Source organism: Pseudomonas sp. Nvir (assembly GCF_963778085.1).
In the GTDB taxonomy this organism is placed as follows: Bacteria; Pseudomonadota; Gammaproteobacteria; order Pseudomonadales; family Pseudomonadaceae; genus Aquipseudomonas; species Aquipseudomonas juntendi.
In genome coordinates this window covers 4,950,516-4,965,920 of record NZ_OY970405.1, presented here as the reverse complement: position 1 = coordinate 4,965,920, position 15,405 = coordinate 4,950,516, and the positions used below count along the sequence as shown (strand labels likewise).

Here is a 15,405-nt window from a genome sequence, read left to right as displayed (position 1 = left end):
GCGAACACGGGCGCAGCCCGTGCCAACCACCGCGGTGCCTGCCTTTCTACAGTGGTGCGGCCATGTGCTATCGTTGCGCCGAGACCAGAAAGGACTTTGAGAGATTCCCCACATGCATGTGGCCGCAAGACGTGTGACAAGCTGTGCGGTTTCGCTATTGCTGGCCGTCCTGTTTATCGCTACGGATCCTGCCCGGGCGGACACCGCAACCACCAACGCCCAGGCGCAGCAACGGGCCAAGGCCGTCACCCAGGTCGTGCTGGGTATTTTCAGCTACGCGCGCTGGCCGGTGGAGCCGTCTCCATTACGCCTGTGCCTGGTCGGCCCCACCGAATACGCTGATGACCTGATCAAGGGCCAGGTGCAGGCGTCTGGCCGCCCGCTGCAAGTGAAGCGCTTGCTGGCAGATGACAGTCAGGTCGCTCAGGCGTGTGATGCGATCTACATCGGCAAGCTCGACCAGCGCCAGCGTGACAAGCTGTTCGAGCGGGTCAGCGGCTACCCGGTCCTGAGCATCAGCGAATCGAATGACCCATGCACCCTCGGCAGCCTGTTCTGCCTGCGGGTCAGCGACCAGCAGGTGGCCTTCGAGGTCAACCTTGACTCGGTGGCGCGCTCCGGGGTGCGCATTCACCCCAGCGTGCTGCAACTGTCGCGGCGCCGGGCGGTGCAACCATGAAGCCGACCCGCAAGCGCAGCCTGCGCCCAACCCTGCGCTCGGTGCTGGGCCGTGCACACTTGAATGTCGCCTTGCTGGCCGTGGGCCTGGCCGGTATTTCCTTGACCCTGTTGGGCGTGCTGGCCTTGAGCGCCTACGCCAATCACAACCTGCAACTGATTGCCCGGTCGATCAGCTACACCGTGGAGGCGGCGGTGGTGTTCGATGACAGTGCCGCCGCCAGTGAAGCGCTGGGGCTGATCGCAAGCGCCGAGGAAGTGGCCGAGGCCAGGGTATTCAATGGTGAAGGCGAGCAACTGGCGCGCTGGCAGCGTGCCGATTCGGGCATGCTTGCCCTGCTGGAAGCGCAGGTCGCCAGCGCGTTGCTGGACGAACCGGTCAAGCTGCCGATCATGCACCAGCAGCAACAGATCGGGCGCATCGAACTGGTTGGCCAGGGGCGTAGCCTGTTGCTGTTCATGCTGGGGGGGCTTGCCGGTATTCTGTGTTGCACGGTCTTGAGCGCCTTGGCTGCCCAGTACCTGTCGCGGCGCCTGCTCGGCGATATCACCCGGCCGCTGCGCGGCTTGGCCAGCGTCGCCCACGCCGCCCGCCGCGAGCGCAGCTTCGATCGGCGTGTGCCGGAAACGGCGATTGCCGAGCTCAACGAGCTGGGGAATGACTTCAACGCCCTGCTGGACGAACTGGAAGTGTGGCAAAGCCACCTGCAGAGCGAAAACCAGACCTTGGCCCACCAGGCCAGCCACGACAGCCTGACCGGCCTGCCCAACCGCGCCTTCTTCGAAGGGCGCCTGAGCCGCAGCGTGCGCAACGCAGCCAGCCAGCAGGATCACATGGCGCTGCTGTTCCTCGACAGTGACCATTTCAAGCAGATCAACGACACGCTGGGCCATGCGGTGGGGGACGAGGTGCTGATCAGCGTGGCCGAGCGCCTGCGTGCCCAGTTGCGTGAGCATGATCTGGTTGCACGTTTGGGCGGTGACGAATTCGCCGTGCTGCTGACGCCCTTGCAAACGCGCCGGGATGCCGAGCACATTGCCGAAAAAATCGTCGCCAGCATGAAGCTGCCGGTGCCGCTGGACAGCGGCCGCAGTGTCGCCACGTCGGTGAGCGTCGGTATCGCCTATTACCCGGAAGACGGCGCCGACCCGGCCAGTCTTCTGAGTGCCGCCGATGCGGCGATGTATCAGGCCAAGCGCAAACGGCGTGGCCATTGGCAAGTGGCGCAGACGGAACGGTCCGCCAACCCTATCGACAACAGGAGCTGAACCCGTGATACAGGCTTTACGTTTTCCACTGTGGGCCTTGTTGCTCGCTGTGCTGGCGCTGACCGGCTGCCAAAGCGCGCCGCCCAAGGGGCTGACCCCGGAACAGATTGCCGTGCTCAAGCGCGAAGGCTTTACCCCCACCGATGAAGGCTGGGCGTATGACTTGTCTGGCAAAGTGTTGTTCGGCAGTGACCTGGACAGCCTCAACAGCCAGAGCCAGGCGATTGTCGAGCGGATCGGCAAGGCACTGCTGGGCGTGGGTATCCAGCGTGTGCGGGTAGACGGGCATACCGACTCGTCGGGCAAGGCGGCCTACAACCAGGAGTTGTCCGAGCGCCGCGCGCAGAGCGTGGCCAAAGCCTTGGTCGGGGTCGGCATGCAGCCGCAGAACATCCAGAGCCAGGGCCTGGGCAGCAGCCAGCCGGTGGCAGACAACCGCACCAGCGCCGGGCGTACAGAGAACCGGCGCGTGTCCATCGTGGTGGCGTCCTACTGAGCCCCGTCACTGCTGGGCAAAGCGCATTTCCCGGGTCTGCCCCATCAACAACGGCGCATTCGCCTCGGTCACCCCGCGAATGTAATCCCACAACAGGGTGATCCGCTTCAGCTTGCGCAGGTCCTCCCGGCAATACATCCAGAATTGCCGGGTCACCTCGATGTCCTCTGGCAACACCGTGACCAGCCGTGGATCCTGCGCAGCCAGGAAACACGGCAGGATCGCCAGCCCGCGGCCCTGCAACGCCGCCGTGTACTGTGCAATCACACTGGTACTGCGTAGATGCGCAGTGGCGCCGGGGATCAGGTTGGCGAGGTACAAGAGCTCTGAGCTGAACGCCAGGTCGTCCACGTAACTGATGAACGGGTGCCTGGCCAGGTCAGCCACCTGGCGTATCGGCGCATGGCTGTCCAGGTAGCCCTGCGTCGCATACAGCCGCAAGCTGTAGTCGCACAGCTTGCAGCACACATAAGGCCCATGCTCGGGCCGCTCCAGGGCGATGACGATATCCGCCTCGCGCTTGGACAGGCTGATGAAGTGCGGCAGCGGCAGGATATCCACTGAAATGGCCGGGTAGGCGTCGACGAAGTGGCTCAACTGCGGGGTAATGAAGAAACTGCCGAAGCCTTCTGTGCAGCCCATGCGCACATGCCCCGACAACGCCACGCTCGACCCGGATACCTGCTCGCACGCCATGTGCAGCGTGCTTTCGATCGACTCGGCATAGCCCAGCAAACGCTGGCCCTCGGCGGTGAGAACAAAGCCGTTGGTGCGCGACTTTTCGAACAGCAAGGTACCCAGCGCCCCCTCCAGCGAGCTGATGCGGCGCGATACCGTGGTGTAGTCCACGCTCAGGCGTTTTGCCGCGCTACTGGCCTTGCGGGTACGGGCCACTTCAAGGAAAAACTTCAAATCGTCCCAGTTGAGCGCGCTCAGGGATGTGAGATCTTTTTGCATGATGATCCGGTTTTTTTGTGCGTTCTTGTTGGATGTTTGCACATCTATACTCGAAACAAGCCTCAGGACGCCACCTCGCGTTTGCTTGGCGCTGGCGATCTCGTCCCGACAATAATTCCAAGGAGAACGCAGATGAACGCACCGCAATCCCCGAACCCGACCAAGGTCGACCAGGTGAAGCTGCTGATCGACGGCCAGTGGGTCGAGTCCAAGACCACCGAATGGCGCGACATCGTCAACCCGGCCACCCAAGAGGTGCTGGCGCGCGTACCGTTCGCCACGGTAGAAGAAGTCGATGCAGCGGTAGCCGCTGCCCACCGTGCCTTCAAGACCTGGCGAGACACCCCGATTGGCGCGCGCATGCGCATCATGCTCAAGCTGCAGGCGCTTATTCGCGAACACACCAAGCGCATTGCCCAGGTGCTCAGCGCCGAGCAGGGCAAAACCCTGGCTGACGCCGAGGGTGATATTTTCCGCGGCCTGGAAGTGGTGGAACACGCTGCTTCCATCGGCACCTTGCAGATGGGTGAATTCGCCGAAAACGTCGCCGGCGGTGTCGATACCTACACCCTGCGCCAGCCTATCGGTGTATGCGCTGGCATCACGCCGTTCAATTTCCCGGCGATGATCCCGCTGTGGATGTTCCCCATGGCCATCGTCTGCGGCAACACCTTTGTGCTCAAACCGTCCGAGCAGGACCCGCTGTCGACCATGCTGCTGGTCGAGCTGGCGCTGGAAGCCGGCGTACCGGCCGGGGTGCTGAATGTGGTGCACGGTGGCAAGCAGGTGGTGGATGCCATTTGCACTCATCAGGACATCAAGGCGATTTCCTTCGTCGGCTCTACCGACGTCGGTACCCACGTGTACAACCTGGGCAGCCAGCACGGCAAGCGCGTGCAGTCGATGATGGGCGCCAAGAACCACGCCGTGGTGCTGCCCGATGCCAACCGTACGCAAACCATCAATGCCCTGGTCGGTGCCGCCTTCGGCGCGGCGGGCCAGCGCTGCATGGCCACCTCGGTAGCGGTGCTGGTGGGCAAGGCCCGTGAGTGGCTGCCGGACATCAAGGAAGCAGCCAGCAAGCTCAAGGTCAATGCCGGGTGTGAGCCAGGCACCGATGTCGGCCCGGTGGTTTCCAAACGCGCCAAGGAGCGTGTGCTGGGCCTGATCGAAAGCGGCATCAAGGAAGGCGCCAAGCTGGAACTCGATGGCCGCGACGTCACGGTGCCGGGTTACGAGCAAGGTAACTTCGTTGGCCCAACCCTGTTCTCGGGTGTGAAGACTGACATGCAGGTCTACACCCAGGAAATCTTCGGCCCGGTGCTGGTGACCCTGGAGGTCGATACCCTCGACGAGGCCATCGCCCTGGTCAACGCCAACCCGTTCGGTAACGGCACCGGCCTGTTCACCCAAAGCGGGGCGGCCGCGCGCAAGTTCCAGAGCGAGATCGACGTGGGCCAGGTGGGTATCAACATTCCGATCCCGGTGCCGGTCCCGTTCTTCAGTTTCACTGGCTCGCGTGGGTCCAAGCTCGGCGACCTTGGCCCATACGGCAAGCAAGTGGTGCAGTTCTTCACGCAGACCAAGACTGTCACTGCCCGCTGGTTCGACGACGACAGCGTCAACGACGGCGTGAACACCACCATCAGCCTGCGCTAAGGAGTTCCTCATGCGTATCGCATTCATTGGCCTGGGCAACATGGGCGCGCCCATGGCCCGCAACCTGATCAAGGCCGGGCACCAGTTGAACCTGTTCGACTTGAACAAGGCTGTACTCGCCGAGCTGGCCGAACTGGGTGGGCAGATCAGCCCGTCGCCCAAGGACGCGGCGGCCAACAGCGAGCTGGTGATCACCATGCTGCCTGCCGCTGTCCATGTGCGCAGCGTATACCTGAACGAAGATGGCGTGCTGGCCGGCATTCGTGCCGGTACGCCCACCGTGGACTGCAGCACCATCGATCCGCAGACCGCGCGTGATGTGTCCAAGGCTGCAGCGGCCAAGGGCGTGGACATGGGCGATGCGCCGGTGTCCGGTGGCACCGGCGGTGCGGCAGCCGGCACGCTGACCTTCATGGTCGGTGCCAGCGCCGAGTTGTTCGCCAGCCTCAAGCCGGTGCTGGAGCAGATGGGCCGCAATATCGTCCACTGCGGCGAGGTGGGCACCGGGCAAATCGCCAAGATCTGCAACAACCTGCTGTTGGGTATCTCGATGATCGGCGTGTCCGAGGCCATGGCGCTGGGTAATGCGCTGGGCATCGATACCCAGGTGCTGGCCGGCATCATCAACAGTTCGACCGGGCGTTGCTGGAGCTCGGATACCTACAACCCATGGCCGGGCATTATCGAAACCGCGCCAGCATCGCGTGGCTATACCGGTGGCTTTGGCGCCGAACTGATGCTCAAGGACCTGGGGCTGGCGACCGAAGCGGCGCGCCAGGCACACCAGCCGGTGATCCTGGGGGCTGTGGCCCAGCAGTTGTATCAGGCCATGAGCTTGCGTGGCGAGGGTGGCAAGGACTTCTCAGCTATCGTAGAGGGGTATCGCAAGAAAGATTGACGCAAGAGGTGGGCTTCATCGCGGGCCAGGTGGCCTTCCCTCTGTAACTGCGCACCAGAGGGAAGGGCACTTGCCCCGCGATTTTTTTGCCCCGATTCTCCAGGCGCCACATAACCCTGTGGGAGCGGGCATGCCCGCGAACACCGGCAAAGCCGGTGCCATCTACCACACTGCCTGTTTCGCGGGCGCGCCCGCTCCCACAGAGTTAGTTGTAGAGTGTCTGATCAGGCGAAGACGAAATACTTGCGCACGGTCTCGACCACTTCCCAGGTGCCTTTCATACCCGGTTCAATGACGAACACATCACCGGCCTTCAGGTGCTTCGGCTCTTCGCCTTCCGGGGTGATGATGCAGTAGCCATCGAGGAAGTGGCAGAACTCCCACTTATCGTAATTGACCTCGAACTTGCCCGGGGTGCAGATCCAGGTGCCCATGATCTTGCTGCCGTCGGCCGACAGGTAGGCATTGAGGTTGACGGTGTGCGGATCGCCGCCGATGCGCTTCCACTTGGTGGCGTCCACGACCGGCGTGGGGCAGGTTTCGCGCAGGACGGTGATGAAATCGGACATGGCACAACTCCTGGTGACTGGCTAAATGACTGGTCACCATAGGGCCATCGGCCGAGCCGCAGTTGCCTGGGCTCGACGTCCAGCTGTCTGGTCGCGCTATGCCCACCAATACCGCACAAAGTGGAAGAACACTGGCGCTGCGAAGCACACCGAATCCATGCGGTCGAGCATGCCGCCGTGGCCTTCGATCATGTGCCCCCAGTCTTTCACCCCACGGTCACGCTTGATAGCCGACATCACCAGCCCGCCGAAGAAGCCCATGGCGTTCACGGCCAAGGCCATCAGCGCGGCCTGCCAGAAGCTGAAGGGCGTGATCCAGCACAGCAGGGCGCCGATCAGGGTGGCCAGCGCTACGCCGCCGGCCAGGCCTTCGACGGTCTTGGAGGGGGACAGGTTGGGCGCCACCTTGTGTTTGCCGAACAGCTTGCCGCACACGTACTGCAGCACGTCGCTGAGTTGCACCACCAGAATCAGCCAGGCGATCAACAACAGGTTGCGGCCCTCGTAGCCGGGGATGTCCAGGGTCATCAGGGCCGGCACCGACGACACGCAGTACACGGCGATCATCAAGCCCCATTGCACTTTTGACGCACGCTCGAGGAACCGTGTGGTATCACCGCCCAGGCTGGCGAGGATCGGCAGCAGCAGGAACAGGTACACCGGGATGAAGATGCTGAACAGGCCGTACCAGTCCATGGCGATCAGCACGTACTGCACCGGGAGTGCCACGTAGAAGGCTGCCACCAGTGCCGGGTAGTCGCTGCGCCGGGTAGGGGTGAGGGTCATGAATTCGCGCAGGGCATAGAACGACACACCGTAGAACAGCACGATCACACCGTACTTGCCGAACACAAAGGCAATGCCGATCACCACCACCATCACCCACCAGGCATTGATGCGGGCGTTGAGGTTGTCGATCACGGCGTGCGGCGCCGGGCCGGCGCGCCATTTGAGCAGGCGGCCGACCACGCTGGCCAGCAGCAGCAGGGCGCCGATGCCGGCAAACAGGGAAAGGGTGTTGTTGTCCATGTCAGGCATCCTTGGGGGCCAGGTTCAGCAGGGCCTGGCTGGCACGCTCGAGAAACGCCTGCTTGCTTTCATCGGCGTGCAGGTGCAGCGGTTCGCCAAAGCTCAGGGTGCACAGCAATGGCAATGGCAAGGCGCGCCCTTTGGGCATCACCCGGTTGAGGTTGGCGATCCAGACCGGTACCAGTTCGACCTGCGGGTGGGCGGCTGCCAGGTGATACAACCCGCTTCTGAAGGGCAGTAGCGGTTCGTCGCCAAGGTTGCGCGTGCCCTCCGGGAAGAAGATCAGCGAGTCGCCCTGGGCCACCGCGTCCAGCACCGGCTGCAAAGGGTTGCCTTGCCCTTCGCTGCGCTGGCGCTCGATCAGTACCCCGTTGAAGACCTTGCGGATAAGAAAGTCGCGGATGCCCGGCCTGGCCCAGTAGTCTGCGCCGGCCACCGGGCGCGTGCGTTGGCGCAGCCCTTGCGGCAGCGAGGCCCACAGCAGCACGAAGTCGCCGTGGCTGCTGTGGTTGGCGAAATACAGGCGCTGCACCGGCAGCGCCGAGCACCCCAGCCAGAGGGCGCGGGCCCCGGTAATCAGGCGGGCGGCCGAGGTGATGACGTAAGCAGTCAGGTTGGCGAGCATAGGCAGGTGGTCATCCCTTCACAGGCAGTGTCAGCAGGGTAGCCAAGGCTAGCGACAGCTGCAGGCCCAGGCATACGGCCTGACGGCGCAACAGGCCCAGTGCGGCCCGGCTGCGGGCAGGCCAGGCGCGGCCGTCGGTGGCCTGTGGTTTGAGTTTCAGTTCGAACAGGGCGCGGTCCAGGGCCTGGGTGTCAGCCGGCAGGTCTGCGCTATTGGCCAGGTGGGCAAACAGTTCGGCATCGATAGCCACGCGGATGGCCCAGTATTTGTGGAACACGCCGAGCACCAGCAGCACGCTGCACAGCAGGCTCGCCAGCGGATGCAGCGGGGCATTGAGCAGCGGTGAAAGGCCATACGCCAGGGCCAGCAAGGTGAGGCCGTCGGACAGGCGCTCCAGCTGTTGGCCTCGGCCCAGCAGGCTGGCGGCCACGCGCAGGTTCATGGCTGTGCTCCCAGTTGCTGAAGAGCCTGGTGATGCGCGTTGCGCAGTACGATGCCGGGGCGTGCTTGGCGAATCAGCGCTTCTGCCTGTTGGGCGTCGCTGCTGCGGCCGGAGAGCAGCAGCCACGCGGCCACGGCGCTGGCGCTGCGCGAGTAGCCTAAAGCGCAGCACACTAGCACCGGGCCCTGGGCGCGCAGGTGTTCGATGGCGTTGGCGGCCTGCTGTAGCAGGGCAACGTCTGGCGCTATCAGATCCAGGGTAGCGAAACACTGATAGTCAAGGGCTGACGCGATCGTCGTAGGAGCGGCCTTGCGTCGCGAAAGGGCTGCGGAGCAGCCCCGACAGTTTCTGCTGCGAAGCTGAAAACCCTGGGCCGCTTCGCGCCCCTTTCGCGACGCAAGGCCGCTCCTACAATGGTTTGCGTTACACGGCAGTTCTGCGCACAGATCAACAATTGCAGCGAACTGCGTGTCGCGCCCTGGGATTCTCCCCAGGTACACACCATCACACACCTGGTCGGCCTGTGGATGGCGCCGGGTCCACCACCGCGAATTGAGCCACGCGCCCGCCAGATAGGGTGCCAGCAGCCACCGGCTTGCAGGCGACAAGCGCCCGTCATCACCCTTCTGAAAACCACCCGCCCCGAACACGGCGTAGTTCAGCGCCACCAGCCCCAACGACACCGCCGGCCAACTCAACCACAGCCAAACCCCGCCCATCGCAGCGGCAGGGAGTACACACAGCAGCGCGCCCAAGGCATAACAAGCGGCAACCTTCCAGCGCTTGGCATCCTGAGCAAGACGGGCCGCCTGAAAGGGCAGGCGCCCTTGCTGCGGCCACAGCCACAGGCAGGCAAACCCCGCCAGCGCCCCCGTGGGCACATCGATGAAATGGTGCTGCCAGGTGGTCAGCACCGACACCCCGATCAGCGCCATCCAGCCATGCATCAGCCAACGCCAGGGCTGGCGTTGCACATGCCGGGCAAACATCGCCCAGATGATCACCAGCAAAGCGATGTGCAGCGAAGGCGCCTGGTTGAATGGCTTGTCGAAGCCCATCAACACATCGAACAGCCAGCCGAACAGCCCGTCCAGGCCCGGCCGCTCGAAGGTGAACCGCAGCGGCCACAGCAGAAAACAGCAGACGCTGATCACCTGTGCGCTGAGTAGCGCCAGCGCATGGCGGTCCATTTCCTGGCGTGTGCGCGGCAGCAGGAAGGACAACCCGTACAGCAGGTCGATCGACCAGTACGGGATGATCGTCCAGGGCCACAGCGGCATGCCGTGCTCCCAGCCGAACACCAGGCTGCCGACATCACTGCGCCCAGCCGTGTAATTGTTCGCCAGCCCATAGCTGAGGAAGAACAACGGCCCCAGCAGCAGAAGCCAGAACACGCCCCGGCGAATCAGCCCGTGCTCGCGTGGCGGGCTCACTCAGCGCACCCGCTGTGCCAGGCTGACGCTGAAAATGCCCCATTCATCGATACGCTGGGCCAGCTTGCGGAAGCCCGCGGCCTCAATCAGCTGGTCCATCTCGGCCTGGCTGCGCCGGCGCATTACCCAAGCCTCGCCACCGCGGTGGCTGGTGAGGGCGCGGGCAATCATCTCCAGTTGCGGGTGCCATGGCTGGCCGGTGTAGACCAGGTAGCCGCCATCCTCTATGGCGTCGGCCAGCCCGGCGAGGGAATTGCCCACCAGTTGGTTACTGGGGAAGAGCTCGTACAGCCCCGAAACCACGGCCAGCGTTGGGGGCTGTTCAAGTGTGGCCAGGCTCTGGCGATCGAAGGCGTCGCCCTGGACGAATCGGGCGATGTCGGCCAGGCCCTTCTCGCGGATCAGCGCGCTGCCTTGCTGAACGTTCAGTTCGCTGTAGTCGCGCAGCAGGATCGAATCTGGCAACTGCTCAAGGCCTTGAAGGGCTTCGAGGATATAGCGGCCATGGCCAGCCGCGATATCGACGATGTGCACGGGCCGTTGCTGTTCACGCAGGTGGGCGATGGCCAGGCGCAGCAATTGCTCGACGTGCAGTTTGCGTTGGCGTATGCCACGCCAGCCGATGGCGTCGAGGTAGTTCTGGTCGATCAGGCGCCCCAGTTTGCCCTTGCCGGTCGGCTGGTTGCGGTACACGTAGTCGAGGGTGCTGCCAGAATCGAAGCCGGTGTCAAACCCGAGCTTCACCCCCGCAGACAGCCCCTTGCCCAGGCTCAAGCCGGCGCGGGTGGCGCGCCAGTAAAGGTCGCGTGGCGAGTTGCGCGGCAGCGGCGCAGCCAGGCTTTCTGCCTCGGCGCAACTGGCCCCGGTCTTGTCGGCATCCAGCAGTGAGGGCAACGCGGCGGGGCTGGCGAAGCAATGGTCGACAAACCGTTCGATGCGCCTAAGGGCATGGGCCCGATCACGTTCACCCAAGGTGTCGTGGAAGAACCCGGGCAGTATGTGCATCTCCTTTCGTGTGCTGCCGAGCCGGTCGAAAAACCGTTCTTGCGGTTGGCGCTCGACCACGAAATCAGCCCCGGACACCAGCAACTGGGTCGGCACCTGGATGGCCTGGGCGTCGGCCACCACGCGGTCGGCGGCCTCGTACAGGCCCAGCAGCATGGTTACCGAAATGGGCCGGCTGATCAGCGGGTCGGCCACGTACGACATCACCCGCTCAGGGTCGTGGGTGAGCAGGCGCGGCTTGACGTAGCTATTCACGAAGAAATTGCCGCGCAAGGCCTTCAGCAGCTTCAGGCCTGGGCGGGCAAACGGCACGTACAGCTTGACCTTGAACGCTGGCGAGGCCAACACCAGGCAGCGCACCTTGGGCGCGTAGTCGTGGGCCCAGGTGGCGATCAGCACGGCGCCGACGCTTTGTGCCAGTACCACCAGGTCCTGTTCGGCGATGCCGTGGTGGGCCTGGATGTGTTCGATGAAGGTTTGCACGTCGCGCACACTGGTGGCGAACCCCGGGCTGTCGCCACGCGCGCCTGGCGAGCGGCCGTGGCCGCGGGCATCCCAGGCGAAGAAGTCGTAGCCCGGCATGTCCAGCTCATCGGCCAGGTGGGCCATGCGCCCGCCGTGCTCATGGCCCCGGTGGAACATCACCACGGCGCGGCGTGGCTGGTGTTCGTTGCGGGTGGCAGGCCAATGACGGTAATGCAGCTCGACACCGTCATGGGTGGGGAAGTGCAGCGCTTGCGCTTGGCGCATGGTCAACGTCCTTTTGCGGCGACGATAGGCTCAGCGGGTTTCGGCCAGGCCCTGGCGAACCCGGTTGTAGAGGGTATAGAGCGAGAGCGCGAGGATGACCAGCAACAGGCCGTTGATCCAGGCGCCATCGAGCAGGCCAAAGGCGACGCCGGTGCCCAGCACGCCGAAGGCGAAGGCCCTGTCGCTCTTGCCCATAGGCCCGTCGTAGCGCCGCGAGGCGCCTGCCAGCGGGCCCATGACACCGGCGTACTCGCTGAAGGTGGCGCACAGCACCACCAGCACCACCAGCGCAGGCGACACCCCGGCCAACAAGGCGAAGGGCAGGTACAGCGCTGCATCGGCAATCACGTCACACAGTTCGTTGAGGTAAGCACCGAGGGTGGATTGCTGGCCGAACTCCCGGGCCAGCATGCCGTCGACAGCATTCAGCGCCATGCGCAGCAGCATCCAGATCGGCACCAGGATGAACAGCCAGGTGATGTGCGGCAGGGCGGCCAGCAGCAGGCCCACCAGGAGCGATACCACGGCAGCGGTGACAGTGACCTGATTGGCGGTGACGCCTCGGTCGTAAAGGCGTTGCACGGCCGGGCGCAACAAAGCCTGGAAGCGTGGTTTGAACTGGTAGATCGAGGCCACTGGACAGTCCTTTTTAGTGGGGCGTCATGGCGCCATTGTGTGTGAGCCTTCTTCGCGGGTAAACCCGCGAAGAATCCAACGCAGTGCATGGCACCGGCTGCGCCGGTGTTCGCGGGCGCGCCCGCTCCTACAGGGACCGCGCCAGCTTTTAGTAATTGAGCAAGACAGTTGCTCCCGCCAGCCGGTCAACCAACCCCGACGCATACCCTGGCAACGCCGCAAAGTCCCGCGCGCACACCAGCAACCGGCGGTTGGCCCAGGGTTCCGCCAGGGCTACCCAGTGCAGCGGCAACAGCCCTTGCCAACGCTTCACCGCCGCCAGTGGCACCACCCCGACCCCGGCCCCGCCTGCAACCATGCGGATCACGCCATCAAACCCTTCGGCCCGCACTCTCACCTGCATGCGCCGGCCTTCCCGCAATGCCTGTTCCTCCAGGTACAACGCCAATGCACTGCCTGCTCCAAGCCCGACATGACCATGCGCCAGGCTGTCGATGAAGCTGGGGGCAGCCTCGCTGGCCAGCGGATGGCCAGGCGGGGTTACCAGCACCAGTGGGTCGTCACGAAACGGCCGGGTTTGCAGGTGCCCGAAAGGCGCGGCTGTTGAAACAATGCCAAGGTCTGCCATGCCTTGCGTAATCGCCTGCACGATGCGCAGGCTCGGCAGTTCCTGTATGTCCACGCTGACGCCGGGGTTTTCAGTCAGGTAACCGGCCACCAGTTCAGGCAGGTACTCCGTAAGTGCTGCGGTGTTGCACAGCAGGCGCACTTGGCCGTGCTGCCCCTGCGCGTACTGGCCCAGGTCGAACTGCAGGCGTTCGACCTGCTGGGCAATCAGGCGAGCATGCTGCAACAGCGCCTGGCCGGCCGGGGTCGGCTGAACACCGCGGCGGTTACGCTGCAGTAAAGGGATGCCCAGCGACGCTTCCATGGCCCGGATGCGCGCACTGGCTGCCGGCAGCGACAGATGGCTGCGGCTGGCACCGGCGGTGATGTTGCCGCACTCCAGGGTGTGCTGGAACAGCTTGAGATCGATCAGGTCAAAATGCATGTGCCTCTGCCTTAGCAAGAGTCTGGATAAGGGTATGGCAGATTTTCAGCCTGCCCACCACGGGCCATTATCGGCCCATGAATACCTTGCTCGCTTTCTACCACAACATGGGCCCTGCTCTGTCGCTGCTAGTGGTGCTGACGTTCCTGCTGGCCGGCGCAGTGAAAGGCGTGATCGGCCTGGGGCTGCCCACCATCGCGATGGGCCTGCTGGGCCTGGCTATGCCTCCGGCGCAGGCTGCAGCACTGCTGATCGTGCCGTCGACCCTTACCAACCTTTGGCAGTTGGCCAGCGGCGGGCACCTGCGAGCGTTGCTGGTGCGGCTGGGCCCGATGCTGGCGCTGATCTTCATTGGCACTTTGCTGGGCAGTGCCTGGCTGGGCATCGACAACGGGCCATGGGCCGCGCATGCGTTGGGTGCGGCCTTGCTGGCGTACGCGGTGTACGGGCTGGTTGGGCCGGGCTTGCGCTTGGCAGCGGCGCACGAGCGTTGGCTGGGGCCTGCGTGCGGGCTGGTGACGGGGGTAATCACGGCGGCAATCGGGGTATTCGTGATACCTGCGGTGCCCTACTTGCAGAGCCTGGGCCTGAGCCGCGAGCAGATGATCCAGGCGCTGGGCCTGTCGTTCACGGTTTCGACCCTGGCACTGGGTGTTGGCCTGGCCGGGCAGGATGCCCTCGGTGGCCAGGCCTTGGGTGCTTCACTGCTGATGCTGGCGCCAGCCTTGCTCGGCATGCTGGCCGGGCAGTGGTTGCGTCAGCGCATCAGCGCGTTGCTGTTCAAGCGTTGTTTCTTCATCGGCCTGGCCGCACTGGGCGGCCACTTGCTGATCAACGGTTAGCGCTGGATGCGCTGAGCATGTCGACCTGCTGGATATCGAAATCGCGCTCAAGGTAGTCCATGCGTTTTTCGAAGAAGGCGGCCATGTGCGGCAGGGCCGAATGCACATCCAGCGCGGCCTGGTCGGCCCACACTTCGAAAAACACGAAAAGGCTCGGGTCCTGCTGGTCGCGCAGCATGTGGTACTCGATGCAACCTGGCTCCTGGCGGCTTGGCTCGACATAAGGGCGGAACAGGTTTTCGAACGCATCGGCCATTTCCGGGCGGGTCTTGGCTTTGAGGATGAAGGCGATCTGCTCAGTCATGGGGCGCTACTCGGTGAGAGGTGGTGAACCGATTCTACGGCAATAATGTGATGTTGATTCGTGACTTCTGGTCAATTGTATTTTGCCCGGTGACTTCTGTATCCCGCCCCTGCGAACCTCTAACCTGCCGACATCAAATTTTGACTCGGCCGGGGAGGCCAGCATGAAAAAGATTCTTCTGCTCAATGGTGGTAAACAGTTCGCTCACTCTGATGGCCGCCTCAACACGACCTTGCACGAAGCGGCCATCGCCCACCTGGACCGCGCCGGTTTCGATGTACAGCAGACGTTCATCGACGGTGGCTACGACGTGCAGGCCGAGGTCGAGAAGTTTCTCTGGGCCGATGTGATCATCTACCAGATGCCGGGCTGGTGGATGGGCGCGCCGTGGACGGTGAAGAAGTACATCGATGAAGTGTTCACCGCAGGCCATGGCAGCCTCTACGCCAACGATGGCCGCACCCGCTCGGATCACACGCAGAAGTACGGCAGCGGTGGCCTGGTGCACGGCAAGCAATACATGCTGTCGCTGACCTGGAACGCGCCGCAGCAGGCCTTCGATGACCCGAGCGATTTCTTTGAAGGCAAAGGCGTGGATGCGGTGTACTTCCCGTTCCACAAGGCCAACCAGTTCCTTGGCATGACCGGCCTGCCGACTTTCCTGGCAACGGATGTGATGAAGCGCCCGGATGTGCCGGCGGCGCTGGCAGCTTATGAAGCCCATCTGGACAAGGTGTTCGGCAAGGCAGCGTGATGGGTTGC

Annotated in this window: 17 protein-coding genes; 7 read left to right on the top strand and 10 right to left on the bottom strand. The window is 63.9% G+C overall.

All coding sequences use genetic code 11. The annotated features are described in order from the left end of the window. Window positions 1–112: 112 nt before the first annotated feature. Genes AACG97_RS23855 through AACG97_RS23845 form a run of 3 tightly spaced genes read left to right on the top strand, consistent with a single transcriptional unit; the run spans window position 113 to window position 2,443 of the window. Entirely contained in the window at window positions 113–679 is a 567-nt protein-coding gene (locus tag AACG97_RS23855; RefSeq protein ID WP_033690595.1) for a YfiR family protein, read from the top strand. Beyond that, a complete protein-coding gene (locus AACG97_RS23850) occupies window positions 676–1,947 on the top strand; it encodes a diguanylate cyclase domain-containing protein (RefSeq protein WP_009683884.1) in 1,272 nt (423 codons plus the stop codon). Before AACG97_RS23855 ends, AACG97_RS23850 begins: the two co-directional genes overlap by 4 nt. A gap of 4 nt (window positions 1,948–1,951) precedes the next feature. Beyond that, window positions 1,952–2,443 (top strand): OmpA family protein, encoded by a 492-nt coding sequence (locus AACG97_RS23845; protein WP_009683883.1) that lies wholly within the window; start codon window positions 1,952–1,954, stop codon window positions 2,441–2,443. 6 nt (window positions 2,444–2,449) lie between these two features. Here AACG97_RS23845 and AACG97_RS23840 read toward each other — a convergent pair whose 3' ends face one another. Beyond that, window positions 2,450–3,400 (bottom strand): LysR family transcriptional regulator, encoded by a 951-nt coding sequence (locus AACG97_RS23840; protein WP_009683882.1) that lies wholly within the window; start codon window positions 3,398–3,400, stop codon window positions 2,450–2,452. A gap of 132 nt (window positions 3,401–3,532) precedes the next feature. Between AACG97_RS23840 and AACG97_RS23835 the strand changes: the two genes are divergently transcribed. Beyond that, complete coding sequence (locus AACG97_RS23835) at window positions 3,533–5,059, top strand: CoA-acylating methylmalonate-semialdehyde dehydrogenase (RefSeq protein ID WP_009683881.1); 1,527 nt, start codon at window positions 3,533–3,535, stop codon at window positions 5,057–5,059. A gap of 10 nt (window positions 5,060–5,069) precedes the next feature. Beyond that, the gene (gene mmsB, locus AACG97_RS23830; RefSeq protein WP_029887169.1) at window positions 5,070–5,957 is read left to right on the top strand and encodes a 3-hydroxyisobutyrate dehydrogenase; all 888 of its coding nucleotides are present in this window, start codon (window positions 5,070–5,072) and stop codon (window positions 5,955–5,957) included. Window positions 5,958–6,181: 224 nt separating this feature from the next. On the opposite strand, the gene AACG97_RS23825 is transcribed toward mmsB, so the two are convergent. From AACG97_RS23825 to AACG97_RS23790, 8 genes are all read right to left on the bottom strand, one after another. Continuing rightward, entirely contained in the window at window positions 6,182–6,526 is a 345-nt protein-coding gene (locus AACG97_RS23825; protein WP_003251579.1) for a cupin domain-containing protein, read from the bottom strand. Window positions 6,527–6,622: 96 nt separating this feature from the next. Continuing rightward, on the bottom strand, window positions 6,623–7,555 hold the full coding sequence (locus tag AACG97_RS23820; RefSeq protein ID WP_009683878.1) for a phosphatidate cytidylyltransferase: 933 nt from the start codon (window positions 7,553–7,555) through the stop codon (window positions 6,623–6,625). A gap of 1 nt (window position 7,556) precedes the next feature. After that, entirely contained in the window at window positions 7,557–8,180 is a 624-nt protein-coding gene (locus AACG97_RS23815; RefSeq protein ID WP_009683877.1) for a lysophospholipid acyltransferase family protein, read from the bottom strand. 10 nt (window positions 8,181–8,190) lie between these two features. After that, window positions 8,191–8,622 carry a hypothetical protein gene (locus AACG97_RS23810; RefSeq protein WP_009683876.1) on the bottom strand — a complete coding sequence of 144 codons (432 nt, stop codon included), beginning with the start codon at window positions 8,620–8,622 and terminating at the stop codon, window positions 8,191–8,193. Then, window positions 8,619–10,055: a phosphatase PAP2/dual specificity phosphatase family protein gene (locus AACG97_RS23805; protein WP_047150005.1), complete on the bottom strand. Its 1,437-nt coding sequence runs from the start codon at window positions 10,053–10,055 to the stop codon at window positions 8,619–8,621. Before AACG97_RS23805 ends, AACG97_RS23810 begins: the two co-directional genes overlap by 4 nt. Further along, window positions 10,056–11,810: a bifunctional alpha/beta hydrolase/class I SAM-dependent methyltransferase gene (locus AACG97_RS23800; protein WP_047150006.1), complete on the bottom strand. Its 1,755-nt coding sequence runs from the start codon at window positions 11,808–11,810 to the stop codon at window positions 10,056–10,058. Window positions 11,811–11,840: 30 nt separating this feature from the next. Continuing rightward, entirely contained in the window at window positions 11,841–12,446 is a 606-nt protein-coding gene (locus AACG97_RS23795) for a CDP-alcohol phosphatidyltransferase family protein (protein WP_009683871.1), read from the bottom strand. A gap of 148 nt (window positions 12,447–12,594) precedes the next feature. Next, on the bottom strand, window positions 12,595–13,497 hold the full coding sequence (locus tag AACG97_RS23790; protein WP_009683870.1) for a LysR family transcriptional regulator: 903 nt from the start codon (window positions 13,495–13,497) through the stop codon (window positions 12,595–12,597). A gap of 77 nt (window positions 13,498–13,574) precedes the next feature. Between AACG97_RS23790 and AACG97_RS23785 the strand changes: the two genes are divergently transcribed. Then, window positions 13,575–14,339, top strand: a complete 765-nt coding sequence (locus AACG97_RS23785; protein WP_047150007.1) for a sulfite exporter TauE/SafE family protein — start codon at window positions 13,575–13,577, stop codon at window positions 14,337–14,339. Here the strand turns inward: AACG97_RS23785 and AACG97_RS23780 are convergent. Beyond that, a complete protein-coding gene (locus tag AACG97_RS23780) occupies window positions 14,329–14,643 on the bottom strand; it encodes a putative quinol monooxygenase (protein ID WP_009683867.1) in 315 nt (104 codons plus the stop codon). The two genes, AACG97_RS23785 and AACG97_RS23780, sit on opposite strands and share 11 nt — an antisense overlap. Before the next feature lie 163 nt (window positions 14,644–14,806). On the opposite strand from AACG97_RS23780, the gene AACG97_RS23775 reads away from it, so the two are divergent. Further along, window positions 14,807–15,397, top strand: coding sequence for an NAD(P)H-dependent oxidoreductase (locus AACG97_RS23775; RefSeq protein ID WP_009683866.1), 591 nt, complete (start codon window positions 14,807–14,809; stop codon window positions 15,395–15,397). Window positions 15,398–15,405: the final 8 nt, after the last annotated feature.